This is a genomic window from Limnohabitans sp., assembly GCF_044361985.1.
GTDB lineage: Bacteria > Pseudomonadota > Gammaproteobacteria > Burkholderiales > Burkholderiaceae_C > Limnohabitans_A.
Genome location: NZ_JBIKHV010000010.1, coordinates 48,725 through 61,963, shown reverse-complemented (window position 1 = coordinate 61,963; position 13,239 = coordinate 48,725). Strand labels below are relative to the sequence as shown.

General features: G+C 57.5%; 13 protein-coding genes, 1 tRNA gene and 1 pseudogene. 5 read left to right on the top strand and 10 right to left on the bottom strand.

The annotated features are described in order from the left end of the window. Positions 1 to 257, top strand: a pseudogene (locus tag ACIQ3A_RS03785) (hypothetical protein); the annotation flags it as partial. A gap of 22 nt (positions 258 to 279) precedes the next feature. Here the strand turns inward: ACIQ3A_RS03785 and hemW are convergent. The 3 genes from hemW to rph are packed head-to-tail and all read right to left on the bottom strand — an operon-like array spanning position 280 to position 2,874. After that, positions 280 to 1,491 (bottom strand): radical SAM family heme chaperone HemW, encoded by a 1,212-nt coding sequence (hemW, locus tag ACIQ3A_RS03780; RefSeq protein ID WP_396430426.1) that lies wholly within the window; start codon positions 1,489 to 1,491, stop codon positions 280 to 282. Continuing rightward, positions 1,488 to 2,102 (bottom strand): RdgB/HAM1 family non-canonical purine NTP pyrophosphatase, encoded by a 615-nt coding sequence (gene rdgB / locus ACIQ3A_RS03775; protein WP_396430425.1) that lies wholly within the window; start codon positions 2,100 to 2,102, stop codon positions 1,488 to 1,490. The genes hemW and rdgB overlap by 4 nt, the downstream gene beginning before the upstream one ends. A 10-nt stretch (positions 2,103 to 2,112) precedes the next feature. Further along, entirely contained in the window at positions 2,113 to 2,874 is a 762-nt protein-coding gene (gene rph, locus ACIQ3A_RS03770; RefSeq protein WP_396430424.1) for a ribonuclease PH, read from the bottom strand. Positions 2,875 to 3,036: 162 nt separating this feature from the next. On the opposite strand from rph, the gene ACIQ3A_RS03765 reads away from it, so the two are divergent. From ACIQ3A_RS03765 to ACIQ3A_RS03750, 4 genes are all read left to right on the top strand, one after another. After that, positions 3,037 to 3,954, top strand: a complete 918-nt coding sequence (locus tag ACIQ3A_RS03765; RefSeq protein WP_396430423.1) for a YicC/YloC family endoribonuclease — start codon at positions 3,037 to 3,039, stop codon at positions 3,952 to 3,954. A gap of 11 nt (positions 3,955 to 3,965) precedes the next feature. Beyond that, on the top strand, positions 3,966 to 4,586 hold the full coding sequence (gene gmk / locus ACIQ3A_RS03760; protein ID WP_396430422.1) for a guanylate kinase: 621 nt from the start codon (positions 3,966 to 3,968) through the stop codon (positions 4,584 to 4,586). 31 nt (positions 4,587 to 4,617) lie between these two features. Continuing rightward, entirely contained in the window at positions 4,618 to 4,818 is a 201-nt protein-coding gene (rpoZ, locus tag ACIQ3A_RS03755) for a DNA-directed RNA polymerase subunit omega (RefSeq protein WP_108407279.1), read from the top strand. A 115-nt stretch (positions 4,819 to 4,933) separates the two neighbouring features. Further along, positions 4,934 to 7,192 carry a RelA/SpoT family protein gene (locus ACIQ3A_RS03750; RefSeq protein WP_396430421.1) on the top strand — a complete coding sequence of 753 codons (2,259 nt, stop codon included), beginning with the start codon at positions 4,934 to 4,936 and terminating at the stop codon, positions 7,190 to 7,192. A 13-nt stretch (positions 7,193 to 7,205) separates the two neighbouring features. Here the strand turns inward: ACIQ3A_RS03750 and greB are convergent, their stop codons facing one another. The 7 genes from greB to ACIQ3A_RS03715 all read right to left on the bottom strand — a co-directional run bounded on the left by greB (position 7,206) and on the right by ACIQ3A_RS03715 (position 13,203). After that, positions 7,206 to 7,772 carry a transcription elongation factor GreB gene (gene greB / locus ACIQ3A_RS03745; protein WP_396430420.1) on the bottom strand — a complete coding sequence of 189 codons (567 nt, stop codon included), beginning with the start codon at positions 7,770 to 7,772 and terminating at the stop codon, positions 7,206 to 7,208. A gap of 135 nt (positions 7,773 to 7,907) precedes the next feature. Further along, a tRNA-Arg gene (locus ACIQ3A_RS03740) sits at positions 7,908 to 7,984 on the bottom strand. A 53-nt stretch (positions 7,985 to 8,037) separates the two neighbouring features. Next, positions 8,038 to 9,555 (bottom strand): ABC transporter substrate-binding protein, encoded by a 1,518-nt coding sequence (locus ACIQ3A_RS03735; RefSeq protein WP_396430419.1) that lies wholly within the window; start codon positions 9,553 to 9,555, stop codon positions 8,038 to 8,040. Between the two features lie 24 nt (positions 9,556 to 9,579). Continuing rightward, complete coding sequence (locus ACIQ3A_RS03730) at positions 9,580 to 10,392, bottom strand: ATP-binding cassette domain-containing protein (protein ID WP_396430418.1); 813 nt, start codon at positions 10,390 to 10,392, stop codon at positions 9,580 to 9,582. Next, complete coding sequence (locus tag ACIQ3A_RS03725) at positions 10,392 to 11,387, bottom strand: ABC transporter ATP-binding protein (RefSeq protein ID WP_396430428.1); 996 nt, start codon at positions 11,385 to 11,387, stop codon at positions 10,392 to 10,394. Before ACIQ3A_RS03725 ends, ACIQ3A_RS03730 begins: the two co-directional genes overlap by 1 nt. Before the next feature lie 15 nt (positions 11,388 to 11,402). Beyond that, positions 11,403 to 12,248: an ABC transporter permease gene (locus ACIQ3A_RS03720; protein ID WP_396430417.1), complete on the bottom strand. Its 846-nt coding sequence runs from the start codon at positions 12,246 to 12,248 to the stop codon at positions 11,403 to 11,405. Further along, complete coding sequence (locus tag ACIQ3A_RS03715; protein ID WP_396430416.1) at positions 12,238 to 13,203, bottom strand: ABC transporter permease; 966 nt, start codon at positions 13,201 to 13,203, stop codon at positions 12,238 to 12,240. Before ACIQ3A_RS03715 ends, ACIQ3A_RS03720 begins: the two co-directional genes overlap by 11 nt. Positions 13,204 to 13,239: the final 36 nt, after the last annotated feature.

The window sequence follows — 13,239 nt, the reverse complement described above, 5'->3', positions numbered from 1 at the left end:
TGAAGGTTCTTGGCAGAGGCAAGAGCGCAGACCAGCTGATGCAAGCCCTGACCACGCACCGCTTGCTGAATTACACCCTGATTTTTTCAGCCGCCAATTCGGTCGCCCATCACCTGGTGTGGGGGCTGCATCAAGAGTCAAACGCCAACCTCTGGGTCGGTGTTTGGCCCATGTTCATCGGTGACACCCTGGGCGCTTTGTTGATGCTTTACGGTTTGAAACTGCTGCTCTCCCGACTGCACATCAAACAAGTTTGAGTGCTTCAACTGGTTCGACGGTTCAGTCTGTCTCAGACAAAAAAAGCGCCTGCAAATCACTTAAGAAATCAAAGCCCTTTTCTGTCGGCCAGACGCGGTGCAAGTCTCGGCCAATCAAACCCATTGTTTCGGCTTTTTGCAAAGCCTTTTGCACGCTGGTCATGGCCTGCCCTGTGCGGTCCACATAATCTTCGAGTGCAAAACCGCCGCGCAAGCGCAAGGCATTGAGCATGAACTCAAACGGCAGGTCCTGGCGAGAAACCTCGGTGCTTTGGGTGACTGGTTCACCTTTGCTGGCTTGTTGCATGTACAGGGCGGGTTCGCGGTAACGCACCTGTCGCAGCACACGGTGCGCAAAACTGATTTTGCTGTGCGCCCCAGCGCCAATGCCCAGGTAATCGCCAAACTGCCAGTAGTTCAGGTTATGGGCACACTGATGGCCCGCTTTGGCATAGGCAGACACCTCGTAACGCGCCAAGCCCTGGGCCAAGGTCAACTCGGTGATGCGGTCCATCATGTCGTAAGCCAGATCTTCTTCGGGCAAGGTCGGCGGAAACTTGGCAAACACCGTGTTGGGCTCAATCGTCAGGTGGTAGATCGAGATGTGCGGTGGCGCAAAAGCCAGCGCGGTCTGGATGTCCTGCGACAAGCCCTCAAGCGTCTGCCCCGGCAAGGCGTACATCAGATCCAGATTGAAGGTGTCAAAGACCTGCGCAGCTTCTGTGACGGCTGCCAGCGCCTGATCTCGGTCGTGCACGCGGCCCAGGGCCTTGAGGTGTGCATTGTCAAAGCTTTGCACCCCAATGGACAGGCGTGTGATGCCTGCCTGGCGAAATGCCTTGAAACGGTCTTTTTCAAAGGTCCCTGGATTGGCTTCCATGGTGATTTCAGCATCGGGCGCCAGCCGCAACCGGGCCCGGATGCCGCTCAAAAGTCGGTCAATCGCTTCAGGCGAAAACAGACTGGGCGTGCCGCCCCCCAAAAATACCGTTTGGACACTTCGGCCCCAGATCAGGGGCAGACTGGCTTCCAGGTCAGCAAACAGGGCATTGATGTACGCGTCTTGCGTGGACAGCGCATCGGCGCCTTCACGAAACTCGTGCGAGTTGAAGTCGCAATAAGGACATTTCTTGATACACCAGGGCAAATGCACATAAAGCGACAAAGGCGGCAAGGCCTTGAGCTGCAACAAGCCAGGGCGCATGGCATGCACCGGATCCATGCTGGGGTTCATGCTTGGGGGCTGTCCAGCCAGCGTTCTCGCATCAGCGCCAGCATGGCCTGTGCGGCCCGGCCCCGGTGGCTGTTGGCATTTTTTACCTCAACCGGCAACTCGGCGAAGGTCTTGCCAAACTGGGGCAGGTAGATGACCGGGTCAAAACCAAAACCGTTCGTGCCCTGCCGCTCGCGCGTGATCTCGCCCACCACGCGGCCCACGGCAATCAAGGGCTCTGGGTCATCGGCGCTGCGCAAAGCCACCAAGGTGCTGACCATGGCTGCTCGGCGGTTGGTGATGCCCTGCATTTGCTCGAGCAGTGCCGTCACGTTCTGATCGTCACCCTTCGGGTAGCCAAAGCGCGTGGCGTAATAAGCCGTGTCCACCCCCGGCTGCCCCCCAAAGGCATCCACGCACAGACCAGCGTCATCGGCCAGCGCGGGCAAACCGCTGAGTTGTGCCGCATGGCGGGCTTTGGCCAAGGCGTTTTCAACAAAGGTTTTGTAGGGTTCTTCGGCTTCAGGGATATTCAGTTCAGACTGCCGCACCAGTGTCATGTGCAGCGGTGCAAACAGGGTTTGCAGTTCAGCCAATTTGCCGGCATTGTTGGAGGCAAGAACGATTTTCATGCGCACGGATTCAGGCGCTGAAAGTCAGGGTTTTGGGCTCGTCGTGCGCTCGTTTTTGCAAATTCACCAATTGCACAATGCCTTTTTCGGCCAACGCCAGCATGCGGTCCATCTCGACGCGGGTAAAAGCCACGCCTTCAGCCGTGCCCTGCACTTCCACGAAGTTGCCAGCGCCAGTCATGACCACGTTCATGTCGGTGTCACAGGCCGAGTCTTCGGGGTAGTCAAGGTCGAGCAAAGCCGTGCCGTTTTTCAACCCCACAGAAATGGCGGCTACGCGATCCAAAATGGGGGATTCAGTGAGTTTGCCAGTGGTGATCAACCAATTGACGGCATCTTGCGCTGCCACAAAAGCGCCCGTGATGCTGGCGGTTCGCGTGCCCCCATCGGCTTGCAGCACATCGCAATCCAGGTGAATGGTGCGCTCACCCAGTTTCTTCAAATCAAACACAGCACGCAGTGACCGTCCGATCAGGCGCTGGATTTCCTGGGTGCGGCCGCTTTGCTTTCCACGGGCAGCTTCGCGGTCGCCACGGGTGTGTGTGGCACGGGGCAGCATGCCGTATTCAGCCGTCACCCAGCCTTCGCCGCTGCCTTTTTTGTGACCCGGCACTTTTTCTTCGACCGAAGCGGTGCAGAGCACGCGGGTCTGGCCAAATTCAATCAGGACCGAGCCCTCTGCGTGGACGGTGTAGCCACGGGTGATGCGCACGGGGCGCAAAGCTTCATGGGCGCGACCGGAGCGGACATAAGAGGCAGTCGTGGTGTTCATGGTGAGACAGAGTAAGTTGGCAGCTTGCAGAGCCTGAGGGCAAGCCAGAGAGTTTGCGATAATCCACGGTTTGGTGTTCGCACCCTGTGCGACCCCTATGCAGCGCTCATGCCTGATTCTTGCAAACGAAGAAGGACTGCGCTGTTCCAAGGAATTTGACCGATGCCAGTTTACAGTATGACCGGGTATGCCAGCGTGCAGCACAGCCCGCAGGCCACCGATGGCGAGGGCCCTGCCAGCACCAGCCCGACCGCGCGATTGGGGCTTGAAATCCGCTCGGTCAATAGCCGTTTTTTAGATCTGAGCTTTCGATTGCCTGAAGAGCTGCGGCAGCTCGAACCTGGATTGCGCGAACTGATCACCCGACACATCAAGCGCGGCAAAGTCGAAGTGCGTGCAAGTCAGGATGCCGGCGACGGCGCCACACTGCAGGCACCCGGCCACCAGACCCTGCAAAAAATCGCGGCGCTGCAAGACAAAATTCACGACTGGCTGCCCAATGCGCCCGCCTTGAGCGTGTCCGATGTGCTGCGCATGACCGCTGGCAGCTCCGGGCAGGCCGCTCCCGATGAAGCGGCCTGGTTGAAACTCGCCACTCAGGTGGTCAAAGCCCTGAGCGATGCCCGTGCGCGTGAAGGCGCTCGCTTAACCGAGATGCTGCAAGGGCACATCACCCAACTGCTGAGCTTGGGAGAGCAAGCTGTGCCCTTGGTTCCACAATTGGTCGAGCAACAGCGCCAGCGTTTTTTGGAGCGCTGGAAAGACGCCATGGCGCTGGCCGATGGAAGCCACCTGCCCGAAGCCGCCCAGGACCGCGCTCTGACAGAGGCCACGGCCTTTGCCATCCGCATTGACGTGGCTGAAGAATTGACCCGCCTGCGCTCACACCTGGAAGAAATCTCGCGCTTGCTGAAAAAGGGGGGGGACATCGGTAAACGCCTGGACTTTTTGATCCAGGAACTGCACCGTGAAGCCAACACCTTGGGCTCGAAATCGGCCGCGCTTGAAATGACCCGCATCTCGGTGGACATGAAAGTGCTGATTGAGCAAATGCGTGAACAAGTCCAGAACATCGAATAAAGAAACTGCCCATGGATTACCCCGGAAACCTCTTTGTCGTGGCGGCTCCCAGCGGGGCTGGCAAATCCAGCCTGGTCAAGGCATTGATGGAACTGGACTCGCGCGTCCAGCCGACTGTTTCACACACCACCCGGGCCCCACGCGGTCAGGAAAAGCACGGTCGCGAATACTTTTTTGCATCGGTTCAGGAATTCGACGCGATGGTGCTGGCCGATGCATTTGTCGAGTGGGCCCATGTGCATGGCCAGCGCTATGGAACTTCCAAAAAGACCATTGAGGACCGCATGGCCCAAGGCACCGATGTGGTGCTGGAAATCGATTACCAAGGGGCGCTGCAGATCAAGAAGATGTATACCAACGCGGTGCTGATCTTCATCTTGCCGCCCAGTTGGGAAGAGTTGCGCTCTCGCCTGGAGCGCCGTGGCGAGGACAGCCCTGAAATCATCGATTTGCGCCTTCAAAATGCGGCCATTGAGATGTCTCAGGCCAAGGAATTTGACTTCGTTATAATCAACGAAGTCTTTGACAGAGCCCTGTTTGACCTCAAAGCGGTCGTTCACGCTCAGCGTCTCAAGTACCACGTCCAGCGCCGAACACGGCCTGACACCTTCCAAGCACTCAAAATTGCTTGAGTCACGCGCAGAAATTTTCAAGGAAAACATCATGGCCCGCATCACTGTTGAAGATTGCCTGGAAAAGATCCCGAACCGTTTCCAACTGGTTTTGGCCGCCACTTACCGGGCACGCATGCTGAGCCAGGGTCACACCCCCCGCATCGAAAGCAAGAACAAGCCTGGCGTGACCGCTCTGCGCGAAATCGCGGCAGGCAAAGTCGGCATCGAAATGCTCAAACGCGTTTCCTGAACAGCCGCACATTCGGCGCTTGCCGAACCCACAAAAGCCCCAGTGATGGGGCTTTTTTTTGGCCATCCTCAGTGCCTGCAACAGCTTGCGTTACATTGATGTCATGAGCAGTGCCATGTCCCACCCTTCCCAAGCGAGCCCACGTCATCCCAAGGCGGTGGCACCGGCCGCGGCCAATGCGGCAGCGGCCAGCTTTGCGGTGCTGGAGGCTCAGCTCGGCTACCTGAGCGATGCCGAGACCACCATGGTGCGCCAGGCTTATAAATTTGCCGACGAGGCCCACCTGGGCCAAATGCGCAAAAGTGGCGAGCCCTACATCACCCACCCGATCGCTGTGGCTGTGTTGTGCACTGAATGGAAGCTGGATGCCCAGGCTCTGGCTGCGGCTTTGTTGCACGACGCCATGGAGGACTGTGGTGTGACCAAGCCCGAGCTGATCCAGCGCTTTGGCTCTCCAGTGGCCGAGTTGGTGGATGGTCTGACCAAGTTGGACAGGCTGGAGTTCAATACCCGCGAAGAAAACCAGGCCGAATCGTTTCGCAAAATGCTGCTGGCCATGGCCCGTGATGTGCGAGTCATCCTCATCAAGCTGGCCGATCGCACCCACAACATGCGCACCCTGTCCGACATGCCGCGCAGCAAGTGGGGCCGCATTGCCTCCGAGACCCTGGAAATTTACGCCCCAATAGCCCACCGCCTGGGTTTGAACCAGATTTACAGGGAACTGCAAGACCTGTCTTTCAAACACTTGCTGCCCTGGCGCTATGCGGTGCTGACCAAGGCCGTGGCCCGGGCACGCAACCGCCGACGTGATCTGATTCAAAAAGTGAAGTCGGATGTGGAAGCCGTTTTTGTTCACGCCAAGCTGGAGGTCCGCATCAGCGGTCGCGAAAAAACGCTTTATTCGATTTACAAGAAGATGGACGAAAAACACCTGAGCTTTGCCCAGGTGACCGACATTTATGGCTTTCGGATCATCGTGCCTTCGGTGATCGATTGCTACACCGCGTTGGGATGGTTGCACCAGATTTACAAGCCCGTTCCCGGCAAGTTCAAAGACCATATCGCCATCGCCAAGGTCAACGGTTACCAGTCCTTGCACACAACCCTGGTGGGGCCATCGGGCGTGAACGTCGAGTTCCAGATGCGCACCGAAGCCATGCACCTGGTGGCGGAATCGGGTGTGGCGGCACATTGGCTTTACAAAGAACATGCTTCAGCCAGTGCCCAATCAAAACGTTTGGGCACTCAGTGGCTTCAATCCTTGCTGGATATTCAAACAGAAACCCGCGATGCTGCCGAGTTCTGGGACCACGTTAAGGTCGATCTGTTTCCTGATGCGGTCTATGTCTTCACGCCCAAGAGCCAGATCATGGCTTTGCCTCGGGGCGCCACGGTGGTGGACTTTGCTTATGCCATCCACAGTCGGGTGGGCGACCACGCCATGGCCGCACGCATCAATGGCGATCAGGTGCCGCTGCGTACTGAGCTCAAAAATGGCGACGTGGTCGAAGTGATCACCGCCCCGGTGTCTGCCCCCAACCCGGCCTGGCTGGGTTTTGTGCGCACCGGCCGAGCCCGGTCCAAAATTCGCCATCACCTCAAAACCATGGCGCAGACAGAGTCTGTGGAATTGGGCGAAAAACTGCTCACCCAATCGCTTCGCGCAGAAGGCATCGACAAACTGCCTGCCAACGATCCCGCAGGTTATGCGTTGTGGGAAAAACTGTTGCGCTTTACGGGCAACCGCAACCAGCAAGATTTGTTGATGGACATCGGCTTGGGCAAACGCATAGCGACCATTGTGGCCAAACGCCTGGCCGCCTTGCTGTCAGAACTTGGCCAAAAACCCGATGCACTGCTGATGACCCGTGAGCGTTTCACCGCCCACGAATCCATCTCTCAAGGCGCCATCACACTGGACGGCAGCGAAAATGCATCGGTGGTCTATTCACGCTGCTGCCGCCCCTTGCCAGGGGACGATATTGTGGGATACCTGGGCCGTGGTGAAGGCCTCGCAGTTCACACCCGCGACTGTGCCATCGCCAAGAAACTTGAACACAAGGACCGCGAGCGCTTCATCGGCGTTGAATGGTCGGATGAATTGCAGCGCAATTTTGAAACCGTCATCAACGTCACGGTGGTCAATGGCAAAGGCGTATTGGCCAGAGTTGCTGGTGCACTGGCCAGCTGCGAGACTGACATTGTTCACATCGACATGGGACAAGAACTGCCACAAGACACGGCCGAGTTGAAGTTCCTGATCGCAGTGCGCGATGCAGCCCATCTGGAACAAGTGCTTCGCCAACTCAAACGCACACCCTCCGTTATCTTGGCGGATCGCCAAACCAACAAAGGCAATTCAAGCTCGTGAATGCACGACTTGCTTAACCGGGATAACTGGGGGATGGGTAGCGGACTTGTAACACCTCAATGTCTACAACGCCAACGGGGGTGACCAACTTCAGCTCGTCCCCTTCTCGCGATTTGAGCAAAGTGCGGGCAATCGGTGAGACCCAACTGACCTGAGCTTGCGCGCTGTCGACTTCATCAATGCCCATGATCGTGACCGTGCGCTTGGTGCCCGAAGCTTCGAGATAGGTGACGGTGGCGCCAAAGAAAACCTGTTCACTGCCATGGTTCACGGAAGGGTCCACCACTTCCGCCACTTCCAGTCGCTTGGTCAGGAACCGGATACGCCGATCGATCTCACGTAAACGTTTTTTGCCGTAGATGTAATCGCCATTTTCAGAGCGATCGCCATTGCTGGCAGCCCAATGCACGATTTCAACCACCTTGGGCCGTTCATCATCAATCAGGCTAAACAGTTCGGTCTTCAATCGGGCGTAGCCTGCCGGCGTCATGTAGTTGCGCGCACCAGGGGGAATGGCGGGCAATGCCAGGTCATCATCCTCCGCACCATCGTCCGTTTCTTTGGTGAATGCTTTGCTCATGTCGTGATGCTCAAAGGTGCGTTGGAAAGATGGCTTTGCAGGCTCGGGGGGGTCTGACGTGTGAATTCGGCTTGTGAATTGTGCTTGCCAAAAATAGAAAAAGCCCACAACTTTCGTTGTGGGCTTTCTGATTTTTGGTGCGGCTGGCAGGAATTGAACCCACGACCCCTTGGTTCGTAGCCAAGTACTCTATCCAACTGAGCTACAGCCGCAACATGGGCGCAATTATAGCAAGCTTTTCGAGGCAGTTTGAACCGCTCCTGATTTATTGCCAGGACGCCGCGGCCATGTCGTTTGCAAAAATTGGCGAGCTTGACCACAGGCCTTTCAGGCCTTTGCGGTAGACGGCCGTATTGGAAGCATTGAACAAAAACACGTTCACAGCATCCTTGGCGATCATGCGTTGCATATCGCCAAACAGCTGGGTTCTTTCTTTGGCTGCCGTGGTGGACGAGTGCTTGGCCGCCAGATCACGAAAGGCCTTGCTGTCATAGCCCCAGTAATACTGTGCATTGGCATAGTTCATGTAGTCCAGCGGCTCCACATGGTTGATGACCGTGAGGTCAAAGTTGCCCTTGAAAGTGCCCCCCAACCACTGGGCCCACTCCACGTTTTCGATCTTGGCCACGATGCCGACCTTGGCCAGTTGCGCCGCCAGGATCTCGCCCCCCTTGCGCGCATAGGGGGGTGGCGGCAAGGTCAATGTGACATTCAAGGGGGTCTGGACGCCTGCTTCCTTCAGCAGGGCTTTCGCTTTTTCGGGATCGTAGGCATACAAGCCACTCAATTCCACATAACCCGCATCGGTGGGCGCCATGTGGCTGCCAATGGGTTTTGCGAGACCTTCAAATACGCCGTCAATGAACGCTTTTTTATCAACAGCATGCGAGAGGGCACGGCGCACACGCACATCGTCAAAAGGTTTTTTGCGGTTGTTGATGGTCATGATGCCTTTGCCTGCCGTGCTGCCCATCTCCACCACGAAACGCTTATCGGCCTGGAACTGCTTGAGGCTCTGCGGGGATTGAAACCGGGGCATGCCATCAATGTCACCTGCCAACAAGGCGGCCACCTGGGCCGCGGAATCATTGATGAAACGGAAGGTGACCTTCTTTAACTTGATGGCGTTGGCATCGCGAAAGCCATCCCATTTGGACAAAGTCACCGCCGTGCCTTTGGCCCAGTTGTCGAGCTTGTAGGGGCCCGTGCCAATGGGTTTGGTGGCGGCACTGCCGGCACTGTCAGGGTGCAAAATAACCGCTGTGTTTTCACCCATTCTGAACAAGAAGTTGCCGTCGGGGTTGTTCAGCACCAGGACCACCGTGTGTGCATCAGGGGTAGCGATGTGGCTGATGTTGTTGAAGACGGCCCCTTTGGCCTTGTTGGTGCTTTTAGGGTCTTTGGCACGGTCAAAGCTGAACTTGACCGCTGCAGAATCGAAAGGGGTGCCGTCCTGAAACTTGACCCCCTTGCGCAACTTGAAGGTATAGGCCTTGCCATCAGCGTCCATTTTCCAGCTCTCTGCCAGCAAAGGGCTGATGGTTCCATCGACATTGATTTTGGTCAGCCCTTCCAGGATGTTGTAGTGCACCACTTCTCCGATGGCAGCAGCAGGTGCCATGGTCGGATCCAGGCTGGTGGGCTCCAGAATCATGCCCAAAATCACGCTGTCCTTGCGCGATTGGGCCTGGGTCTGCCAAGGCGCCAAGCTGAGGCTTGCCGCTAACAATGCCGCCATGCACCAAGGGATCGAGCGACGTTTCATGGGAAATTGAATGCTCATGTTTTCTCCTGCTTAAAAAAGATCCTACTGACCAGGAACAGCTGAAACCAACATGCGGGTGTACGGGTGCTCTGCATGCTGGAAAATCTGCTGCGCTGGGCCTTTTTCTACCACACAGCCCGATTGCAGCACCAAAACATCGTCACACATCAGGTTGACCACCGCCAGATCATGGCTGACCAACAAATAGCTCAGGCCATACCGGTCTTGCAAATCCATCATCAGATTCAGCACCTGCGCCTGTACCGATACATCCAGAGCACTCACCGGCTCATCGGCCACGATCAGGGCCGGACGGGTGATCAGGGCACGTGCAATGGCAATGCGTTGCCGTTGCCCTCCAGAAAATTCATGGGGGTATTTGTCCAGGTCAGGGGTTCTCAGGCCCACTTCGTTCAAGGCCTGCGCCGCGCGATCGCGCAACTCAGATCGGCCATCCGAGGGCTTGCGCCAGTTCTGGATTGGCTCGGTCACGATGCTGAATATTTTTTGTCGAGGGTCCAGCGATCCGTAGGGATCCTGGAAAACCATCTGGAAACCGCTGCGCAAATGCCGAAGCGCTCCCCCTCGGGTCTGATGCACATCCACCCCCTTGAACAAGACCTGCCCTTGAGAGGGTGCGTCCAAGGCCATGACCAAACGCGCCAGCGTGGACTTGCCAGAGCCCGATTCGCCAACAATGCCCAGGCTTTTACCGACTTGCAAGCAAAAACTCACATCGGACAAAGCCTGCAGGCTGGCGGCAGGCTCCCACAAACGGGATCGGGGCATCTCGAAACGCCGCCCCAAATGCAGCACTTGCAACAGCGGAACATCCTGCAATTGAAGTGGACTCATCAAGGCAGGCTCCAACGGGGACAACTCACCTCGTGTGGTTCGGATGCCAGACTGTTCGGCGCAATGTTTTCAGGCATCGGTGGCGTTTGACGACAGCCTTCCACAGCCCAGGCGCAACGCTCAGAAAATGCACAACCAGCGGGAAAATCCATCAACTCGGGCACGCTGCCAGCAATGGTGGTCAAGCGGGTTCCCCGCGCCAACCCCAGGCGCGGACGCGCTTCAAACAGGCCTCGGGTGTAGGGATGTGCTCGATGCGTAAACAGCGCCGATGTAGAAGCGCTTTCCACCACCGTTCCGCCATACATCACCATGACCCGGTCAACCTGGTCTTGCATGAGGCCCAGGTCGTGGCTGATCAACAAAAGGCCCATGCCGTCTTCGTTCACCAATTGTTTGATCAGCGCCAGCACTTCTTTTTGCACGCTGACATCCAGCGCAGTGGTGGGCTCATCCGCAATCAGCAAGTCGGGGCTGCACGCCAACGCGATCGAGATCATGACGCGCTGCCGTTGGCCGCCAGACAATTGGTGCGGGTAAGCCTCCAGCCGTTCGCGTGCGCGGGGCAATTGCACTCTTTCCAGCAATTCCAGCGCACGGGCTTTGGCCTGGGTCACGCCCATGTTCTGATGCAAACGCAAAGGCTCTGCAATTTGTTTCCATATCGGGTGCAGTGGGTTGAGCGCAGTCATTGGCTCCTGGAAAATCATGGCCATCCGCGCGCCCCTCAGCCGACACCATTGCGGCTCGGTCAAGTCAAGCAACTCTTGGCCCTGCAATTTGATCGAGCCACTGACCTGCGCACGTTCAGGCAACAAGCCCATCAGGGCCAGCGCCGTGAGCGATTTACCACAGCCACTTTCACCAATCAGCCCCACCGTATCACCGCGCTCCATGCGCAAAGACACGCCCCTCAAAGCCTGGGCCCAACCGCGGGCTGTGGGTAAAGTGACCCGCAAATCGGTCACCTGCAGCAAGGGGTCTGGCAAGGCCATTTCAGTCATCACAATTCACCGCTGCCTTGCCAGCCGAGGGTCGAGCACATCGCGCAGGCCGTCCCCCATGAGGTTCAGGCCCAACACCGCCAGCGCAATCGCCGCACCAGGGTAAACCGCGAGCAGCGGGGCTTGAAACATCTGGGACTGCGCCTCATTGAGCATGCGGCCCCAACTGGGCTGCGGCGGTTGCGTCCCCAATCCGAGATACGACAAGGCCGCCTCAGCCAGGATCGCGATGGCAAACTGGATGCTTGATTGAACGATCAGAACGCTCGCGATGTTGGGCAAAACATGCGCCAGGGTGATGGCCATTGGGCCTTTGCCCGAAGCCCGCGCTGCCGCAGTGAAGTCACGTGACCAGACTGCATTGGCAGCGCCACGCGTGATGCGTGCGAACACCGGTATGTTGAAAATCCCTATGGCCACAATGCTGATGACCAGACCTGGCCCGTAAATCGCAGTCAGCATGATGGCCGACAGCAAGGCCGGAAAAGCAAATGTGAAGTCAGAGGCCCGCATGATGACTTCTTCCACCCACCCCCTGCGGGCCGAGGCCAGTAAACCCAAAGGCACCCCCACCCCCAGACCCATGCCAACCGCAATGAATCCGACGAGCAGGGAGTTTTGGCAACCCGCCAGCAACAAAGTGCCGATGTCACGCCCCAGACTGTCGGTGCCCAGCCAGTGGGCGGCGCTGGGCAAGGCCAGCTTGTTGGGAATGTCGATGTCGCCCACTGGGTAAGGGGACCAGAACAAGGACAAGACCGCACACAGCAATAACAGCAAGACCATGGCACCACCCAGCACAAAACTGGGGTGGCGCAAGGCCCGGCGCCAGGCCTTGTTTTTATCCGGCATGGCCTGCCTTCAAGCGCGGATCGATCAATGCATAAAGAACGTCGATCAAAAAGTTGATCAGCACCACCAAGGCCGACAGCAACATCACCACATCACGCACCACGATGAGATCACGGTTTGCAATGGCCTGAAAAATCAGCCGGCCAATGCCCGGCAGCACGAAGACGTTTTCAATCACGATGGCGCCAGTGATCAGGTTGCCAAACTGCAAGCCCATCACGGTGAGCACTGGAATCATGGCGTTGCGCAGCACATGGCCCCAAAGTACCTGGCGGCGAGACAAGCCCTTGGCGCGGGCGGTGCGGACAAAATCTTCCCGAAGGGTGTCCAGTACCGCAGAGCGTGTCACCCGTGTCAAGATGGCTGTTTGTACCGCCGCCAAAGCCAATGCCGGGAGCAGCAAGGCCTTCAGGGCCTCGCCCACACCGCCACCATCATCGGCTGACCAGCCAGGGAAGCCGCCGGCACTGAGCCACTCCAGGTGCACCGCAAACAGCAAGATCAGCAAGATCGCCAACCAGAAATTAGGCACGGCCAAGCCGAACTGGCTGAACATCATGACGCCAGCATCGCCTGCCTTGTTTTGCTGGGACGCGGCATAAATGCCCAGTATCAAAGCCAGCGTCACCGTCAACAACATGGCCATCACCGCCAGGGGGATCGACACCTGCATGCGTTCCGCCATCAACTGGGCCGTGGGCGTGTCATAAGAAATGCTCAGACCTGTCTGCCCCTTCAACAGGCCACCCATCCAGCTCAGGTAACGGGTGCTGGCGGGCTGGTTCAAGCCCATTTTGGTTTCCATCGCAGCAATCGACTCGGACGTCGCGGTTTCCCCCAAAATCACCTGTGCTGCGTTTCCGGGCAAGAACTCCAGCACGGCAAACACCACGGCCGATGTGGCCAGCAGGGTCAAAATAAGGCTCAGCAGCCTTTTGATTAAAAACAGGGGCACAAGCTATTCTCGGATCAATGAACCACAATAAAGAAG